This window comes from Mycobacterium sp. NGS16, from assembly GCF_059813225.1.
This window is the reverse complement of sequence record NZ_JCALEE010000001.1, coordinates 1118121-1136192: the sequence shown is the minus strand read 5'-3', so window position 1 is coordinate 1136192 and position 18072 is coordinate 1118121. Positions and strand designations below refer to the sequence as shown.

Genomic DNA, 18072 nt, shown 5'->3' with positions numbered 1-18072 from the left:
CTAGTGTTCGCCGGCACCCCGACCGGGGCCGGCATGTGGAACCATGACCAAGTGTCCACGCAGCCGATCAGCACCGCGGCACGCTGGTCAGTAATGATCGTCGCGTTGGCGGCGACGCTGTGCTCGTTCGTGTTCATCAACGGCATCGCCTTCGTCATCCCGATGCTGGAGACCAAGCGCGACACCAACCTGGCAGCGGCGGGTCTGTTGGCGTCGATGCCCAGCTTCGGCATGGTGCTGACCCTGTTCGCCTGGGGCGCCCTGCTGGACCGCATCGGTGAGCGGATCGTGTTGTCGGTCGGATCCGCACTGACCGCGCTGGCCACCTTCGGGGCCGCGTCGATGCACTCGCTGATCGGGGTGGGCGCGTTTCTGTTTCTGGGCGGTATGGCCGCCGCCAGCGCCAACAGCGCCAGCGGCCGGCTGGTGACCGGTTGGTTCCCACCGCACCAGCGCGGTCTGGTGATGGGGATCCGGCAGACTGCGCAGCCACTGGGAATCGCCTTGGGGGCCGAGGTAATTCCGGAACTGGCCGAGCACGGCCTGGCCCGGGCACTGATGTTCCCGGCGACACTGTGCGCGGTGGCGGCGGTGGCGTGCGCCATCGGGGTGGTCGATCCGCCCCGCAGACCCCGATCCGCGGCGACCGGCACGGAGTTGGCCAACCCCTACAGCGGCTCGAAGGTGCTGTGGCGTATCCATCTGTCCTCGGCGCTGTTGATGATTCCGCAAGCTGTGCTGGCCACCTTCATGCTGGTGTGGCTGATCGTCGACACCGACTGGTCGATCGCCGCCGCCGGCGCTCTGGTGACCGTGTCGCAGTTGCTCGGTGCGGCCGGGCGGGTGCTGGCCGGCCGATGGTCCGATCGGGTGAGGTCGCGGCTGCGACCGATCCGCAGCCTCGCCGTCGCCGGTGTGGTGTCCATGGTGGCGCTCGGGGTGGCCGATCATCTGCACTCGCACCTGGCCGAGGCCGCGATGGTGGTTGCGGCAGTGATCAGCGTGCTGGACAACGGGCTGTCGTCGACCGCGGTCGCCGAGATCGCCGGCCCGTATTGGAGCGGGCGCGCGCTCGGCACCCAGAACACCACCCAGCGGCTCACCGCCGGAATCGCTCCCCCGGTGTTCGGTGCGCTGATCGGCGCCGTCGGTTATCCCTTCGCCTTCGCGCTGTGCGGCCTGTTCCCGCTGGCCGCGTGGCGGCTGGTGCCGGTCAGCGCCGAGCCGCGGGGCCGCTCGGTGCTCGAGGCGCTGAAGACGTTGCGGGTACCGCCCGAGGCACCACCGGACCCGTCGGTAAATCGATGAGCCGCCCCCACGTACCGTCGATGGGATGACTGACCCGGCTGATATCCAGCTACGGACGCCGACTGTGGCGGACGGCCCGGCCCTGTGGCAGATGGCCGTCGACAGCGCCACCCTCGACGTCAACGCGCCTTATGCCTACCTGTTGTGGTGCCGCGACTTCGCCGCCAGCTCGGTGATCGCCGAGGTCGGCGGCGAGCCGGCCGGCTTCGTCACCGGCTACCGCCGTCCGGAGCAGCCGGGAACACTGATGGTCTGGCAGGTCGCGGTGAACGACGCGCACCGCGGCATGGGACTGGCCGGACGGATGCTCGATCATCTGGCGACCGCCCTGGTGGCCGACGGCGGCACGCATCTTGAGACGTCGATCACACCGGACAACGAAGCCAGCCGGCGGCTCTTCAGCGCCTTCGCCCGCCGCTGGGACGCCACCCTGGAGTGCTCCGAGCTGTTCGGGGCCGGTTTGTTCCCCGAGTCACACCTGGCCGAAGAGCTGTTTCGGATCGGGCCGCTGCGGGTAGACACGCCAAGCTGGCGACAGCATGGCAAGCTTGAGATCACAAAACGGTCTCGGTAAGGTCACGACCGCGCAAACGAGAGCCCCGGCAGACCTGGCCGGGGGCATCGAGCGGGGTGGTGGGTCGAGCCGAGATCACCCGCGGCACGAGTTGGAAGTCGACCTGTCGTTCCGTTCCGTTGTATGTGACCGACGGACGGAGGAAACCATGAGTATTTTCGAAACCCTTGAATCCGATGTACGGAGTTATTGCCGGTCGTGGCCGGTGACGTTCGACCGGGCCAAAGGCTCCCGGATGTGGGACGTCGACGGCAACGAATACGTGGACTTCTTCGCCGGCGCGGGGGCGCTGAACTACGGCCATAATCACCCGGACCTGCGGGCGCCACTGCTGGAGTACCTGAGTTCGGACCGGGTGGTGCACAGCCTCGACATGCACACCGTGGCCAAGGGCGAGTTCCTGGAGCGGTTCAACGAGGTGATCCTCAAGCCGCGCGGGCTGGACTACAAGGTCCAGTTCCCCGGCCCCACCGGAACCAACGCGGTGGAGTCGGCGCTGAAGCTGGCCCGCAAGGTCACCGGCAAGGAAAGCATCATCAGCTTCACCAATGCCTTCCACGGCATGACGCTGGGCTCGTTGAGCGTCACCGGCAATTCAATGAAACGCGGCGGCGCCGGCATCCCGCTGGTGCACGCCACCCCGATGCCCTACGACAACTACCTCGACGGCGTCACCCCCGACTTCATCTGGTTCGAGCGCCTGCTACAGGACAGCGGCAGCGGCCTCAACGAGCCCGCCGCGGTGATCGTCGAGACGGTGCAGGGTGAAGGCGGCATCAACGTGGCGCGGTTGGAGTGGCTGCACGGGCTGGCCGAACTCTGCAAACGGCACGACCTGCTGCTGATCGTCGACGACGTACAGATGGGCTGCGGGCGCACCGGGCCGTTCTTCAGCTTCGAGGCGGCCGACATCGTGCCCGACATCGTCTGCATGTCCAAGTCCATCAGCGGCTACGGGCTGCCGATGGCACTGACGCTGTTCAAGCCGGAGCTCGACGTGTGGGAGCCCGGCGAGCACAACGGCACCTTCCGCGGCCAGAACCCGTCGTTCGTGACGGCCGCTGCAGCGCTGAACTTCTGGACCGACAACCTGCTGGAAAAGCAGGTGATCCGCAAGGGCGAACAGATCGACCAGGCGCTGCGCGAAGTGATCGAGCCCTTCGAGGGGGTCGAGACCCGCGGCCGCGGGCTGATCCGCGGTGTGGCGTTCGACCAACCCGAGCTGGCCGGTGCGGTGCAGAAGGAGGCGTTCGCTCGCGGGCTGCTGTTGGAGACCTCGGGACCGGAAGGCGAGGTGGTAAAACTGATGCCACCGTTGGTTATCGACGACGACGATCTGGCCGAAGGCCTGACGATCGCCGCCCAGTCGATCGAGGCCGTCGCCACCCGAGAACTCGCCGGCACTACCTCAGGAGCCAATCGATGATCGTCCGTACCCTTGCCGAAATCAAAGGCACCGACCGCGACGTGCAGGCCAAGACCTGGAACAGCCAGCGGCTGCTGCTGGCCCGGGACGGGCAGCGGTTCTCCATGCACGAGACCATCCTGTACGCCGGTACCGAAACCTCGATGTGGTACGCCAACCACGTCGAGGCGGTGTACTGCGTCGGCGGCGAAGGCGAGCTGGTCAACGAGGAGACCGGCGAGGTGCACCCACTTCGCGACGGCACCCTGTACCTGCTCGACGGGCACGAACACCACCGCGTGACGGCTCACACCGACTTGCGCATGGTGTGCGTATTCGACCCGCCGGTCACCGGTCAGGAGGTGCATGACGAGACCGGCGCCTACCCCCTGCTCACCGAGGAAACCCAGGAGACCGCGTAGTGACGACCGCTGTCACCGACCACTACCCCACCCGCAACAACGTCACAATCGGCATCGAGCCGCGGCGTGACCCGGTGGTGTGGGCAACGGAGGCCAACAGCGGGCCCCTGGCCGCCGCCAGCGTCGAGGCGTTCGACGCCGACGGATTCCTGGCCGTCGACCAGCTGGTGGATGCCGACGTCGTCGCCGACCTGCGCAACGAGCTCGACCGCCTGCGCGCCGACCCGGTGCTGGCGGCCGACGAGCGCTCGATCTGCGAACGCGACAGCGGGCAGATCCGGTCGATCTTCGAGGTGCACCGGATCAGTCCGGCGTTCGCCGCGCTCGTCGCCGACCCGCGCCTGGTCGGCCCGGTCCGCCAGTTGCTCGGCTCCGAGGTGTACGTGCACCAGAGCCGGGTCAATTTCAAGCCGGGCTTCAACGGCCGGGAGTTCTACTGGCACTCCGACTTCGAGACCTGGCACGCCGAGGACGGGATGCCCACCCCGCGCGCGATCAGCGTCTCGGTGGCGCTCACCGAGAACCTGGACAGCAACGGTTCGCTGATGATCATGCCGGGCTCGCACCGCTGGTTCGTCTCATGCCCGGACGAGACCCCACCGGATCACTACCGCTCCTCGCTGAAGCAACAAGAGGTCGGCACACCCGATGACGACAGCCTGACGTGGATGGCCGACCAGCACGGCATCCGTCAGATCACCGGCCCGGCGGGGTCGGCGGTCTTCTTCGACAGCAATTGCATGCACGGTTCGAGCAGCAACATCACGCCGTATCCGCGCTCGAACGTCTTCATCGTCTACAACAGCGTGGAGAACACCCTGGTGGAGCCGTTCGGCGCCGCGGCTCCGCGGCCGACCTTCATCGCCAGCCGGACCTTCGACCCGGTGTAGAACGGTCGATGTGGCACGTTTCCTGTCCATCACGCTGACCAGCCGTGGTGTGTCATGCCGCGCGCGACTGCTCGAGGAGGCGGCTCCCCGGACCTGCGCCCTGGTCTGGGATGCGTTGCCGGTGGCCGGCCAGGCCTACCACGGCAAGTACGCCCGCAATGAGGTCTACACGCTGTTGCCGCCGCTGGGCACGCCGGGCCGGGAGAACACCACGGTGACGCCGATCCCCGGCGACGTCTGCTTCTTCAGCTTCGACGCCGGCGATATCGGCAACCCCGCCTACGGTTACGACGAAGGGGAGCAAGGGAATTCACCGCTGGGCGCGACCGATCTGGCGATCTTCTACGGCCGCAACAACCTGCTGCTCAACGGCGACGTCGGCTGGGTACCCGGCAATGTGTTCGCGACGATCGAAGAGGGTTTGACCGAGATGGCGGCCGCGTGCAATGACCTGTGGATGGCCGGCGCGGTGGGCGAACAGTTGGCGTTCGCGCGAGCTTAGTTCCCTCCCGCGGTCTAGAAGCCCAGTACCCGCTCGGCGAACAGCCCGGCTGCCAGCACCAGATCGTCGCTGTGCCGCGGCCCGATGATCTGCATGCCGATCGGCAGGCCTTCGGCGGTGGTACCGATCGGGATACTCAGCGCCGGTTGCTGAGTCATGTTGAACGGGTAGGTGAACGGCGTCCACTGAGCCCACCAGCGCAGGCCCGAATCGATCGGCACGTCGTGCCCGGCGGTGAAGGCCGGGATCGGGGTGGTCGGTGTGATCAGCAGATTGTGGCGTTCATGGAAGCGCCCCATGACCAGTCCCAGGTCGACGCTGACCTGACGCGCGGCCAGATAGTCGACCGCTGAAACCGCCAGGCCGCGTTCCCACATCTCGGCCAGGCCCGGATCGACCAGTCCGCGGTCCTTCTCGTGGCCGCGCAGGCTGCCGGCCGCCCCGGTCGCCCACAGCACCTCGAACGCATCGATGGGGTCGGCGAAGCCGGGATCGGCGACCAGGACGTTCAGCCCGGCGTCGGCCAGCGCCTGCACCGCCGCGGCTACCGTCGCCTCGATCTGCGGGTCGACGTCGACGTAGCCCAGCGTCGGCGAGTAGGCGACGTCCAGACCGACCACCTCCCGCCGGACTTCGCCGCGGTAGGTCGTCAGCGTCGGCGGCAACGACGTGGGGTCGCGGTGATCGGGCAACGCGATGATGTCCATCAGCACGGCGGCGTCTTCGACGGTCCGGGTGATCGGCCCGGCGTGTGCCAGCGGCCCGAACGGACTGATCGGATACATCGGGACCCGCCCGTGGGTGGGCTTGAACCCGACGACGCCGCAGAAACTCGCCGGGATGCGGATGCTGCCCCCGCCGTCGGTGCCGATCGCCAACGGCGCCATTCCGGAGGCGACCGCGGCGGCGCTGCCGCCCGACGACCCGCCCGCGGTGCGGGTGATGTCTACCGGATTGCGGGTGACACCGGTCCGCGGGCTGTCGGTGACGCCCTTCCACGCCAACTCCGGGGTGGTGGTCTTACCCAGCAGCACCATCCCGTCGTCCCGCATCTTCCCGACCGCCGGACTGTCGTCCGGCCACGGCCCGGCGGCGTCGGCGAGCAGCGAACCGCGCAAGGTGGGCCATCCGGCGGTCCGGAACACGTCTTTGACGGCGACCGGCACCCCGTCGAGCAGACCCTTGGTGTAGTTGCCGCTCCAGCGCGCTTCGGACTTGCGCGCCGCGGACAATGCGGCCTGCTCATCGACCAGGCAGAAGGCGTTGACGTCGCCATCACGCTCGGCGATCGCCGAGATCGCGGCCGCGGTTGCTTCAACCGGGGACAGTTCACCGGAGGTGTAGGCCGCGACCAGTTGCAGCGCCGTCAGATCGGTGGGGTGAGTCATGTGCGCGCCTCCTCAACCGGTTCCACTCGGCGTGGCCGGTGACGGCGCGTAGCCGCGGCGTTTGTCGACGACGTTGTGCAGCGGCTGACCGGACACGTACCGCCGGAAGTTGGCGATGAACTGTTGTTGCAAGGCGATTCGCCAACCCGTGATATCGCCACTGTGGTGCGGGGTCAATCGCACACCCGGAGCGCTCCACAGCGGGTGGTCCGCCGGCAGCGGCTCGGGGTCGACCACGTCGAGCGCCGCACCGGCCAGGGCGCCGGTCTGCAGGGCCGACACCAGGGCGTCGGTGTCCACCAGCTCGCCGCGACCGACGTTGATCAGCCGCGCGGTCGGGCGCATGGCAGCCAGCACGCCGGCGTCGACCATGCCCCGGGACTGCGGCGTCAGTGGCGCAGCCAGCACCACATAGTCGGCATCGGCGGCCGCGGCCGCCAAGTCGGTGGTGATCGCGCCGAAGTCAGGGTCCTCGCGCGGTGCGCGCCCGACGCCGCACACCGTCATACCGACCGCACGCAGTAGCCGCGCGATGGCCCGGCCCACCGGCCCGGGGCCGACGATGGTGACCGACGCACCGGCGATCGGCTCGGTGTCGAAGTGTTGCCACCGCTGCGCACGCTGAGCGTCCTCCGAACGCCGGAAGTCCTTGGCGAAGGCCAGGATCTGGCCCAGCACGTATTCGGCGATGGGCTCTTCGAAGATCCCGCGGGAGTTGGTCACCACGACGTCGCTGTCGATCAGGTCGTCGAACAGGACTGCGTCCACCCCGATCGCGGCGACCTGGACCCAGCGCAACGCACCGGCGGCCGGCCACACCGATTCCAGTGCGGGAGAAGAGAAGTCGTACACGAACAGCACATCACAGCCGCTGATCGCTTCGCCCAGCCGCGACGACGGGACCATGCGCAGCTCCGCGTCTGCGCCGATCGAATCGAGTTGGGCGGGAACCGACTCAGCGTGCTGGACGGTCACCACCGGACGCGCGTCCACATTGACACGGTAAAAACAAATCGTATGATTGTCAACAATCCAGGGCTCGCCTGGGGGTGGAACGTCAGTATGGGGAAACCCATGGATCTGTCCCTGTTTCCGGAATTGCCGGACTTCGACGGGCCGGTCGATCAGCGCGATGTCGGCATCATCGCGCCCTTCGATCTGGCGATCGAGCGTGAGCTGTGGCGCTGGATCCCCGCCGAGGTGGCGCTGCACCTGGCGCGCACCCATTACGAACCCGTCCCGGTGAGCCGGGCGATGGCCGAACTGGTCTCGGATACCAACCATTTACAGGCCGCCACCCGCGACGTGCTGCACGTCGAACCCGAGGTGGTCGCCTACCTGTGCTCGTCGGGCAGCTTCATCCACGGTGTCGACTACGAGAAGACCCTGGTCGCCGCGATCGAGGCGGCGGGCGCCAAGGCTGCAGTCACCACCTCGGGGGCACTGGCCGAAGCGATCATCGCCCTGGAGATCTCCCGGGTGTGTGTGCTGACTCCCTACGATGCCGAGCTCACCGAGCTGCTGCGGGTGTTCTTGAACCAGCTCGGAGTGGCGGTGCTGCACTCGGATCACCTGGGCCTGGGCGGCGGCATCTGGAAGGTCAACTACCGGACCGTGGCCGAGCGCATCATTGCCGCCGACCGCCCCGAAGCCCAGGCGATCTTCGTCAGCTGCACCAACTTACGCACCTACGACATCATCGCGCCGCTGGAGGAGATGCTCGGCAAGCCGATCCTGACCGCGAACCAACTGACGATGTGGGCGTGCCTGGGCCGGATGAACCTACCGATGATGGGCCCCGGCCGGTGGCTGCGGGACGTCTTCACCGGAGCCCCGCAATGAGCGGCGTGCGCTGCGTGGGCTTTATCTACCCCGGACATGCCGCGGAGGCCGATTACGGCCAAGCCGCCCGGCTGCTGCAGCTGGATCTGCCCGTCGCGCACGTCTACGGCACCGACCTGCACGCCGTAGCGGAGCTGATGGATCTGGGCAGCCCGGCCAAGCTCGCCCACGGCGCGGCGCTACTGGCGCCGCAACGACCGGCCGCTGTGGTCTGGGCCTGCACCTCAGGCAGTTTCGTGTTCGGGCCCGAGGGCGCCGCGCACCAGGTCGACCGGCTGGCGGCGGAAGCCGGTGTGCCCGCATCCAGCACGTCGTTCGGCTTCGTGCACGCCCTGGCCGCACTGGGTTGCCGCCGCGTTGCGGTTGCCGCCAGCTATCCGCGTGACATCGCCGGGCTGTTCGCGGGATTCATTGCCGCCCACGGCATCACCATCGAGGCGATGGGCGATGCCGGGATTCCCACCGCAGCGGAGGTCGGCCGCCTCACCCGATCCCAGATCCGAGACCTCGCGCTGCGCAACGACACCGCCCGGGCGGAGGCGCTGTTGATCCCCGACACCGCCATGCACACCATCGGCCAGGTGGATGAGCTTGAGCGGCTGCTCGGCAAGCCGGTGCTGACCGCCAACGCAGTGACGATTTGGGAGGGTTTGCGCATCGCCGGGATAGCCCGGCACGCAACGGGACTCGGCGCATTGTTCGAGGAAGGCCGATGACACTTTCACAAGACGCAGCATTCGAGCCGTTGAGCAGACCCTCAACGCCGGAGTTGATCGCCGAGCGGCTGCGCGAGGCGATCACCCGCGGCCGGCTGACGCCGGGCCAGCAGCTCGGCGAGGCGAGCCTGGCCGCACAGTTCGAGGTGTCCCGCGGTCCGTTGCGCGAAGCGATGCAGCGGCTGGTCGCCGAGGGCCTGTTACGCAGCGAACGCAACCGCGGCATCTTCGTCGTCGAACTCACCGACGACGACGTGCGCGATGTCTACCAGGCCCGCAAAACCATTGAACGGGCCGCCGTGAGCGAGGTGCTGCGCCGCGATCCCGGGGCTGCCGCCGCCCGACTACGCCCACCGGTGGAGGCCATGCGCGTTGCCGCCGCCCGGCACGACGGGGCCGCGGCGGCCGATGCCGACCAGGAGTTCCACGAGGTGCTCGTCGAGTGCGCGGGCAGCCCTCGCCTGCACCGGGCGATGCGCACCCTGTTGTCGGAGACCCGGATCCTGCTGGGCGAACTGGAAGAGGCCTACCCCGACCTGCGCGAGCAGGTCACCGAACATGTGGTGTTGCGCAAGGCCATCGGCGCCGGCGACGAGGCCGCCGCGGTCCGGCTGATCGAGGAGCACATGGACGATGCGGTCCGCCGGCTGCTGGCGCGGCGTGCGACGATCACCAGATGACGACCGACGCGATAGGTAGCGCGCGTCGCTGGTCGATCCTGGGCTTGGCGCTGACGGCGACCATGTGCGCCAACGTGTTCATCAATGGTGTCGCGTTTCTTATCCCCGTTCTGCACAGCGACCGCGGGCTGGATCTCGCCCGGGCCGGGCTGCTGTCGTCGCTGCCGAGTTTCGGCCTGGTGGCGACGCTGATCGCCTGGGGCTACCTGGTGGACCGGCTCGGTGAGCGGCTGGTGCTGGTGGCCGGCTCGGCGCTGACCGCGCTGGCGACATTCGGGGCGGCGAGCGCATCGTCGGGGGGCTCGCTGACCGCCACCGGCGCATTCCTGCTGCTGGGCGGGATGGCCGCGGCCAGCAGTAACACCGCCAGCGGCCGGCTGGTGGTGGGATGGTTTCCCGCGCATCAGCGGGGTCTGGCGATGGGTATCCGACAGACCGCGCAGCCCTTGGGAGTCGGACTGGGCGCGTTGGTGATTCCGCGCCTGGCCGAACACCACGGCATCGGCGTGGCGCTGCTGTTCCCGGCCGCGGTGTGCGCGGCGGCGGCGCTGGCCTGCGCCGTGGGGGTCAGTGACCCGCCCCGTCCACCGCGCGACGAAGCACCGGCCGAACACCTGGCCAACCCCTACCGCGGCTCGGCGCTGCTGTGGCGGATCCACGCGATGTCGGTGCTGCTGGTGGTGCCGCAGGTGATGGTGTGGACGTTCATGCTGGTCTGGCTGATGTCCGAGCGGGGCTGGTCGGCGGGCGCGGCCGGCGCCCTGGTCACCGTCAGCCAACTGCTGGGAGCAGCCGGCCGGATCGGTGCCGGACGCTGGTCGGACCGGGTCGGGTCCCGGTTGCGGCCGGTGCGCACCATCGCCGTCGCCGCTGCGCTGACCATGCTGGCCCTGGCGGTGACCGCCTGGGCCGGATCGCCGATCAGTGTGGCGCTCATCGTGGTGGCGTCGGTGATCACGGTGTCGGACAACGGATTGGCCTTCACGGCGATCGCCGAGATCGCCGGCCCGTTCTGGAGTGGGCGGGCCTTGGGCGCCCAGAACACCAGTCAACACTTCGCGGGCGGGCTGGCGCCACCGTTGTTCGGCACCCTGATCGGCGTGGCCGGCTACCCCGTGGCGTTCGCGGTCTGCGCGCTGTTCCCGCTGGCCGCGCTGCCGGTCGTGCCGGCCGATCCGGACTAGAGCAGGCCCAGAATCCGGTCGCCGGTGGCGGCCGTCGACAGCTTCTGGCTGCCGCGGGTGGCCAGGTGCTGCTCGACAGCCTTGTCGACCCGGGCCGCGGCAGCGTGCTCGCCGATGTGGCTCAGCAGCATGGCCACCGACATCACCGCCGCAGTCGGGTCGGCGACGCCCTGCCCGGCGATGTCCGGGGCGCTGCCGTGCACCGGCTCGAACATCGACGGGTTGGTTCCGGTGGCGTCGATGTTGCCGCTGGCCGCCAACCCGATCCCACCGCACACGGCGCCGGCCAGGTCGGTGATGATGTCGCCGAACAGGTTGTCGCTGACGATCACGTCGAACCGGCCGGGATCGTTGACCAGGTAGATGGTGGCGGCGTCCACGTGGGTATAGGCGGTCTCGACGTCCGGGTACTCCTTGCCGATCTCGGCCACCGTGCGCGTCCACAGCGATCCGGCGTAGGTCAGCACATTGTTCTTGTGCACCAGGGTCAGGTGCTTGCGCCGCGCGCGGGCCTTCTCGAACGCGAACCGCACCACCCGGGCCACGCCGAACGCGGTGTTGACGCTGACCTCGGTGGCGACCTCATGCGCGGTGCCGACGCGAAGCGCGCCACCGTTGCCGGTGTAGGGCCCTTCGGTGCCTTCACGCACCACCACGAAGTCGATCGCGGGCGGATCGGCCAGCGGGCTGGCGACCCCCGGGTAGAGCCGGCTGGGTCGCAGGTTGACGTGGTGGTCCAGCGCGAACCGGGCGTGCAGCAACAGACCGCGCTCCAGCACCCCCGACGGCACCGAGGGATCACCGATCGCACCGAGCAGGATCACGTCGTGGCCGCGGAGTTCGTCGAGCACCGAATCCGGCAGCACCTCACCGGTGGCGTGATAGCGCTTTGCCCCGAGGTCGTAGGTGGTCTTCTCCGTACCCGGCAGCACCGCGTCGAGCACTTTCACCGCTTCGGTGATGACCTCCGGGCCGATACCGTCGCCGGGGATGACCGCGAGTTTGACGCTCATGCCAGGTCAACCTCCTCGATCTTGTTGGCGCCGACGGCCGCGCTGATCGCCGAGCACACATCTGCGGGCACCTGGCGGTCGACCCGCAGCAGGATCGTCGCCGCCGGCCCCTCGGCGTCCTCGGAGAGTTGTGCGGCATGGATGTTGATCCCGGCAGAACCCAACAGGGTGCCGATCTTGCCCAGCGCGCCGGGCTGGTCGGAGTAGTTGATGATCAGGTTGACACCCTCGGCCCGCAAGTCGAAGTGCCGGCCGTTGATCTCGACGATCTTCTCCACCTGATGCGGGCCGGACAGGGTGCCGGCCACGGTGACGACCGCCCCGTCGGCGGTCACCGCCCTGAGCTCGACGACGCTACGGTGGTTGGGACTTTCGGTGGCGCTGCCGATTTCGGCGTCCACTCCCCGCTCGGCAGCCAGCGCCGGCGCGTTGACGAACGTCACCGGATCCTCGATGACGGCCGAGAAGAGCCCACGCAGGGCCGAAAGCCGCAGCACTCCAACGTCTTCGGATGCCAGCTCACCGCGCACCTGCACCGACAGCGACACCGGCAGACCGTCGGAGAGTGCACCGGCCAACAGCCCGAGTTTGCGCACCAGGTCCAGCCAGGGCGCTACTTCCTCACTGACCGCGCCACCGCCGACGTTGACCGCGTCGGGCACGAATTCCCCAGCCAGCGCCAGCTTTACGCTCTTGGCGACGTCGGTGCCGGCCCGGTCCTGGGCCTCGGCGGTCGAGGCGCCCAGGTGCGGGGTCACCACGACCTGCGGCAGGTCGAACAACGGGGAGTCGGTGCACGGTTCGGTGGCGAACACGTCCAGTCCGGCGGCTCGGACATGGCCGCTGGTGATCGCCTCGGCCAGCGCCGCCTCGTCGATCAACCCGCCACGGGCCGCGTTGACGATGATGACCCCGGGCTTCGTCTTCGCCAGCGCCTCCTTGCCGATCAGGCCCGCGGTCTCGGGCGTCTTCGGCAGGTGCACCGAGATGAAGTCGGCGCGCGCCAGCAGCTCGTCGAGGCTGAGCAGCTCGATGCCCAGCTGCGCGGCCCGAGCCGCCGACACGTAGGGGTCGTAGGCGATGATATGCGCACCGAACGCGGCCAGGCGCTGGGCGACAAGCTGGCCGATGCGGCCCAAGCCGACCACGCCGACGGTGTGGTCGAAGATCTCGGTGCCGGAGAACGACGAGCGCTTCCACTCGCGGTTGTGCAGTGAGGCGTCCGCAGCCGGGATCTGACGGGCGGCGGCGAGCATCAGCGCGATCGCATGCTCGGCGGCGCTGTGGATGTTCGACGTCGGAGCGTTGACCACCAGCACTCCGCGCGCGGTGGCGGCGTCGACGTCGACGTTGTCCAGGCCGACCCCGGCACGCGCCACGATCTTGAGCTTGGTGCCGGCCGCCAGCACCTCGGCATCGACGGTGGTGGCCGAGCGCACCAGCAAGGCGTCCGCATCCGGTACCGCCGCCAGCAGCTTCTCCCGGTCCGGGCCGTCGACCCAGCGCACCTCGACCTGGTCACCCAGGGCGGCCACGGTGGATTGGGCGAGTTTGTCAGCGATCAAAACCACGGGCAGAGTCACCCGGCCAGCGTAGTGGGCCATCGCCAGCGCGACGAAGTCGGGCGCAGCGGGCCGCCCACCATTAGACAGGCGCGGCGATGGGCCTGGCCCAGCCGGGCGCAAACCGTCCGTCTCGGTAGCGATGCAGCGTGCGGGCGAATGTTCGACGCGGACGCAACTTTCTCAGAACACTTGTAAGTTACTCGTCGGTATGTTACGTTCGCTCAGGTTGCACCCAGGCAATGTATTCAATTTTCTGAAAAGACCCGGAAGAGGAGTTCCGAATGCACCGTCGCATTCTTTGGGCCGCCGGCGCTGCTGGCGGTGGTCTGCTGACCAGCGCATTTTTGACGACGGCCATTGCCGTCGCCGACACTGGCACCGGTAGCACCGTCACCGACAACGCCTTCACCATCGGGGACTTCACCTTCGATCCGGGCGGCGACGGATACACGCCGATCAGCCCGCTGTCTCAGCTTTCGCCGCTGTTGGGCATCGGCGGCGCGTCGATCAGTAAGGCGCTGACCTCTTCCGGGCTTGCCCGCCAGGAGTTCGATGTCTACGGCAAGGACGGCACCGAGCTGGGCACCGTCAACACCAACGTCAACGTGCAGAACCTGTTGGGCATCGAATCCGTCCAGCTGCGGGTCATCGACGCCGACGGCGGTGCCGGCGCCGCGGGGCTCCCGGCCGTCGGGACGGTCTACAGCATCACCGACCTCGGTGGCGGCTTCCAGAACGTCTACATCGCCACGCCGGGCGCCGACGGCGGCCCCGGCACTGTCACCGACGTGCTGGTGACGCCGCTGGGCAACATGAACCTGGACTGGCTCTTCGGCGGCTATGACGCCACTCATGGGCTCAACCCCGGCGATGCCTTCGCCGGCCTGGCCGGCGGCGCCGGCGAATCCAGCGACAACGCCTTCACCATCGACGGCGTGACCTTCGACCCCGGGGCCGACGGATTCAAAGAGGCCAACGAGCTCTTCGGCATCGCGCCGTTGATGAACCTCGGCGGCGGCATGGCCGTCCTCGGCACCATCCAGCTCCCGCTGTACACCCAGAACTTCGACGTGTACGACGGCGACGAGCTGGCCGGGACGGTGAAGACCAACGTCAACACCCTCAACCTGCTGGGCATCGAAGCCACCCAGTTCACCGTCGCCAGCAGCAAACTGGCCGAGGGTGCCGACGCCGCTGACCTTCCGGTCAAGGGCGCCGTCTACTCCGTCGTCAACCTCGGTGGTGGCATCCAGAACATCTACACCGCGGTGCCCGGCGCCGACGGCGGCAAAGCCACCATCACCGACACCTTGGTGACGCCGTGGGGCAAGACCGACCTGAGTTCGATGTTCGCCGGCTTCGACGCCACCAAGCCCCTGGACCCGGGGGCGGCGCTGACCGGCCTCGACGGCGGCGCCGGGAACCTCGGCGAAAACGCCTTCACCATCAACGGGATCACCTTCACCCCGGGCGACGACGGCTTCACCGCCATCAACCCGATGTTCGGTGTTGCGCCGTTGCTGGCGATCGGTGGCGGCGAGCTTGCCGGCGTGCCGTTGGCGCCCCAGGACCTCGAGGTGTACGGCGCCGACGGCAACCTGCTCGGCTCGGTTGACACAGTGGTGAACGTCGCGAACCTGTTCGGCATGATCGAGACCACCCAGTTCACCATCACCGACGGCGAGTTCGCCGATGGTGTGACCGCCGGCCTGCCCGCCGACGGCACGGTGTACTCCATCACCGACCTGTTCGGCTGGACGAACATCTACCAGGCCATCCCCGGTGTCGGCGACGGTCCGGCGACCATCTCCGATGTCCTGGTGACGCCGTTCGGCAACATGGACCTGAGTTGGATGTTCGGCAACTTCGACGCCACCGCCGTCTTCAACCCGGGCGACATCCTCGCCGGCCTCGACTTGGGCGATTTCGCCTAAAGGCCGCGGCCGACCGAAAACCCCACCTGTCGCGGCTGTCAGGTGGGGTTTTCTTTTTCCCTATATGGCGCAAGCCGTGAGTCAGGCCCGGGCGACGAGCCGCGGCACGGTCGGCTCCCCCGGCGACAGCCGGGTCGAGCGGAAGTGGGCCTTGAGGCCCGCCACCCAGCGCCGGCACCGCTCGGTGAGCCGATAGTCTTTGGTCTGCAGGTGCCCGCGGGTGACCAGCACTCCGAGTTCGGCGCCCTTGCAACGCACGTCGCCGGGCGCGGCGATGCGCATGTAGAACGCCTCCGACTCGTCCATCAGCGACGCCCAGTCGTTGGCCGGACGGGCAAACGACACCCGCCCGTCGTCGTCGAGACGCCAGATCCCGGTACGTGGCGTCGCGGTCAGCAGCTCGACGTGCGAGGAGGTCTCCCAGATCATCAGCTGGCCCCAGACGTCGTTGTCGCCGTAGCCGCGCTCCCAGCGCGAGTTGAGCTCGTCGACGTCGAGTTCGTAATCCACGTCCAGGTATTCGAGCAGATGGAACAGGAACAACGGCACGTCGGCGTAGGCCTCGGTGGTCAGGTTCGTCATCGGGCTCACTCCGCTCAGGCGGGGATTCACCTCGCCGAGATACAGCTCGTCGGAGTCCAGGTCGCGCAGCAGGTCCACCTCGAAGTAGCCGCGGTATCGCTCGCGGCCCAGGCAGTCGCCGAGCTTGCGCACCATCTCCCGCGCGGCGTGCGTCTGCGCCGGGGTCAGCGCCCCACGCCACACGTCATTGCCGCACCACCCGCCCTTGTAGGGGGTCAGCTCTGAATAGCCGACCAGGCTGGTCATGGCCGGTCCGACCACGGTGCCGTGCCGGGTCAGCGCGCCCTCCAAGCACACCTCGACATTGCGGATGCGCTTCATCACCTTGAGTTCCTGGCCGACCAGCGCCTCGGCGTGCCGGTCCCAGTCGCGTTGGCCGCGCAGAAAATATGTTGTCGTGCCGGCGTCGCCGTAGGCGGCCTGGACGACGAGGTTCTCCCCCAGCCCGGCACCGCGGGCCAGCGTCAACAGGTCGTCATAGGAACCGGCCCGTCCGATCACATTGGGCACGCTCGACACGCCCGCCTGCTGGGCCAGGCGCGTCATGACGATCTTGGAACTCAGGCGATGTCGCAGCTCCCATCCCGGCTGCATGACCTCCAGCTCCACTTCGTGGGCCAGAGCCTGGGTGGCCTCGTCGAGCATCACGAAGCAGGCCTTGCCGCCGGGCCCTTGGCGCGCGATGAACTCGAGGGTCTCCGGATCACGCAGCAGGTAATTGCACACGTCCTGCATGGAGTCGAAGTCCATCCGGTCGCGCCGCCGGGGGACGAACACCCGCGGGTGCTCGCCTTCGAACGAGTCGAAGTAGGTCAGGTAGAAGAAGTTGCGCACCCAGCGGTCGATGCCGAGCAGATTGAACGGGGTCGGCGATATGAAGTACAGCGGGACGGTGTTGGTGTGAAAGTACGCGCGGATATCCGAGAGCCCGTGCAGCCGACGGCGCGGTTCCATCCCACAAGTCTGCACCGAAATTGAAGCCACGCAGGCGTCCTCTCGGACATTGCCTGCGTGGCTGCAATCTGGAACTGACTAGGCCGTTTCGGTGATGGGCCGGTCCACCCAGCTCATCAGGTCGCGCAGCTTCTTGCCGGTGACCTCGATCGGGTGCTCGGCGTTGGCCTTGCGCAGCCCCTCGAGTTCCTTGTTGCCGCCCTCGACGTTGGCCACCAGGCGCTTGACGAAGGTGCCGTCCTGGATGTCGGAGAGGATGTCGCGCATCCGCTGCTTGGTGTCGGCGTCGATCACCCGCGGGCCGGACAGGTAGCCGCCGAACTCCGCGGTGTCGGAAACCGAGTAGTTCATCCGGGCGATGCCACCCTCATACATCAGGTCGACGATCAGCTTGAGCTCGTGCAGCACCTCGAAGTAGGCCATCTCCGGGGCGTAACCGGCCTCGACCATCACCTCGAAGCCGGCCTTGACCAACTCCTCGGTGCCGCCGCACAATACGGCCTGCTCACCGAACAGGTCGGTCTCGGTCTCCTCCTTGAAGGTGGTCTTGATCACGCCGGCCCGGGTGCCGCCGATGCCCTTGGCGTACGACAGCGCCAGCGCCTCCCCTTCACCGCGCGGGTCCTGGGCGACCGCGATCAGCGAGGGCACGCCCTTGCCGTCGACGAACTGACGGCGCACCAGGTGGCCCGGCCCCTTGGGCGCGACCATCCCGACGGTGATGTCATCAGCCGGCTTGATCAGCCCGAAGTGGATGTTGAGGCCGTGGCCGAAGAACAGCGCGTCACCGGCCTTCAGGTTGGGCTCGATGTCGTTTGTGAAGATCTCGGCCTGCGCGGTGTCGGGCGCCAGCAGCATGATCACGTCGGCCCACTTGGCGACCTCGGCCGGGGTGTCGACCTCCAGGCCCTGCTCGGTAACCTTGGCCCGCGACTTGGAGCCTTCCTTGAGGCCGACCTTCACCTGCACGCCGGAGTCGCGCAGGCTCAGCGAGTGCGCGTGCCCCTGGCTGCCGTAGCCGATCACGCCGACCTTGCGGCCCTGGATGATCGACAGGTCGGCGTCGTCGTCGTAGAACATCTCAACTGCCACTTTGTGTCACTTCTTTCTGTT

17 protein-coding genes are annotated in these 18072 nt (G+C 68.1%); 11 read left to right on the top strand and 6 right to left on the bottom strand.

What is annotated here, in order from left to right; genetic code table 11:
* Positions 1-33 precede the first annotated feature (33 nt).
* From AC5Y4Q_RS05590 to AC5Y4Q_RS05565, 6 genes are all read left to right on the top strand, one after another.
* Positions 34-1308: an MFS transporter gene (locus AC5Y4Q_RS05590; protein ID WP_082952734.1), complete on the top strand. Its 1275-nt coding sequence runs from the start codon at positions 34-36 to the stop codon at positions 1306-1308.
* A 25-nt stretch (positions 1309-1333) separates the two neighbouring features.
* Positions 1334-1882: a diaminobutyrate acetyltransferase gene (ectA, locus tag AC5Y4Q_RS05585; protein WP_064923610.1), complete on the top strand. Its 549-nt coding sequence runs from the start codon at positions 1334-1336 to the stop codon at positions 1880-1882.
* A gap of 148 nt (positions 1883-2030) precedes the next feature.
* Entirely contained in the window at positions 2031-3308 is a 1278-nt protein-coding gene (gene ectB, locus AC5Y4Q_RS05580) for a diaminobutyrate--2-oxoglutarate transaminase (protein ID WP_065019085.1), read from the top strand.
* Positions 3305-3709 carry an ectoine synthase gene (locus tag AC5Y4Q_RS05575; protein ID WP_064923614.1) on the top strand — a complete coding sequence of 135 codons (405 nt, stop codon included), beginning with the start codon at positions 3305-3307 and terminating at the stop codon, positions 3707-3709. The genes ectB and AC5Y4Q_RS05575 overlap by 4 nt, the downstream gene beginning before the upstream one ends.
* Positions 3709-4599, top strand: coding sequence for an ectoine hydroxylase (gene thpD, locus AC5Y4Q_RS05570; protein ID WP_064923616.1), 891 nt, complete (start codon positions 3709-3711; stop codon positions 4597-4599). The genes AC5Y4Q_RS05575 and thpD overlap by 1 nt, the downstream gene beginning before the upstream one ends.
* 10 nt (positions 4600-4609) lie before the next feature.
* On the top strand, positions 4610-5101 hold the full coding sequence (locus tag AC5Y4Q_RS05565) for a DUF3830 family protein (RefSeq protein WP_064923618.1): 492 nt from the start codon (positions 4610-4612) through the stop codon (positions 5099-5101).
* Between the two features lie 14 nt (positions 5102-5115).
* Here AC5Y4Q_RS05565 and AC5Y4Q_RS05560 read toward each other — a convergent pair whose 3' ends face one another.
* Both AC5Y4Q_RS05560 and AC5Y4Q_RS05555 read right to left on the bottom strand, forming a co-directional pair.
* Positions 5116-6489: an amidase gene (locus AC5Y4Q_RS05560; RefSeq protein WP_064923620.1), complete on the bottom strand. Its 1374-nt coding sequence runs from the start codon at positions 6487-6489 to the stop codon at positions 5116-5118.
* 12 nt (positions 6490-6501) lie between these two features.
* Positions 6502-7482, bottom strand: a complete 981-nt coding sequence (locus tag AC5Y4Q_RS05555) for a D-2-hydroxyacid dehydrogenase (protein ID WP_064923622.1) — start codon at positions 7480-7482, stop codon at positions 6502-6504.
* An 81-nt stretch (positions 7483-7563) separates the two neighbouring features.
* Here AC5Y4Q_RS05555 and AC5Y4Q_RS05550 point away from each other — a divergent pair, with 81 nt between their 5' ends.
* Genes AC5Y4Q_RS05550 through AC5Y4Q_RS05535 form a run of 4 tightly spaced genes read left to right on the top strand, consistent with a single transcriptional unit; the run spans position 7564 to position 10911 of the window.
* Positions 7564-8331: a maleate cis-trans isomerase family protein gene (locus tag AC5Y4Q_RS05550; protein ID WP_064923624.1), complete on the top strand. Its 768-nt coding sequence runs from the start codon at positions 7564-7566 to the stop codon at positions 8329-8331.
* A complete protein-coding gene (locus tag AC5Y4Q_RS05545; protein WP_064923626.1) occupies positions 8328-9047 on the top strand; it encodes a maleate cis-trans isomerase family protein in 720 nt (239 codons plus the stop codon). The genes AC5Y4Q_RS05550 and AC5Y4Q_RS05545 overlap by 4 nt, the downstream gene beginning before the upstream one ends.
* Entirely contained in the window at positions 9044-9727 is a 684-nt protein-coding gene (locus AC5Y4Q_RS05540; RefSeq protein WP_499958251.1) for a GntR family transcriptional regulator, read from the top strand. Before AC5Y4Q_RS05545 ends, AC5Y4Q_RS05540 begins: the two co-directional genes overlap by 4 nt.
* Positions 9724-10911 (top strand): MFS transporter, encoded by a 1188-nt coding sequence (locus AC5Y4Q_RS05535; RefSeq protein ID WP_064923630.1) that lies wholly within the window; start codon positions 9724-9726, stop codon positions 10909-10911. The genes AC5Y4Q_RS05540 and AC5Y4Q_RS05535 overlap by 4 nt, the downstream gene beginning before the upstream one ends.
* Here the strand turns inward: AC5Y4Q_RS05535 and AC5Y4Q_RS05530 are convergent.
* Complete coding sequence (locus tag AC5Y4Q_RS05530) at positions 10908-11924, bottom strand: 3-isopropylmalate dehydrogenase (protein WP_064923632.1); 1017 nt, start codon at positions 11922-11924, stop codon at positions 10908-10910. The two genes, AC5Y4Q_RS05535 and AC5Y4Q_RS05530, sit on opposite strands and share 4 nt — an antisense overlap.
* Complete coding sequence (serA, locus tag AC5Y4Q_RS05525) at positions 11921-13507, bottom strand: phosphoglycerate dehydrogenase (RefSeq protein ID WP_064923654.1); 1587 nt, start codon at positions 13505-13507, stop codon at positions 11921-11923. Before serA ends, AC5Y4Q_RS05530 begins: the two co-directional genes overlap by 4 nt.
* A gap of 263 nt (positions 13508-13770) precedes the next feature.
* Between serA and AC5Y4Q_RS05520 the strand changes: the two genes are divergently transcribed.
* Positions 13771-15423: a hypothetical protein gene (locus AC5Y4Q_RS05520; protein ID WP_064923634.1), complete on the top strand. Its 1653-nt coding sequence runs from the start codon at positions 13771-13773 to the stop codon at positions 15421-15423.
* Positions 15424-15504: 81 nt separating this feature from the next.
* On the opposite strand, the gene AC5Y4Q_RS05515 is transcribed toward AC5Y4Q_RS05520, so the two are convergent.
* Together AC5Y4Q_RS05515 and ilvC are read right to left on the bottom strand one after the other, a co-directional pair.
* A complete protein-coding gene (locus AC5Y4Q_RS05515; protein WP_064923636.1) occupies positions 15505-16959 on the bottom strand; it encodes a biotin carboxylase in 1455 nt (484 codons plus the stop codon).
* 78 nt (positions 16960-17037) lie between these two features.
* A complete protein-coding gene (gene ilvC / locus AC5Y4Q_RS05510) occupies positions 17038-18039 on the bottom strand; it encodes a ketol-acid reductoisomerase (protein ID WP_185746655.1) in 1002 nt (333 codons plus the stop codon).
* Positions 18040-18072: the final 33 nt, after the last annotated feature.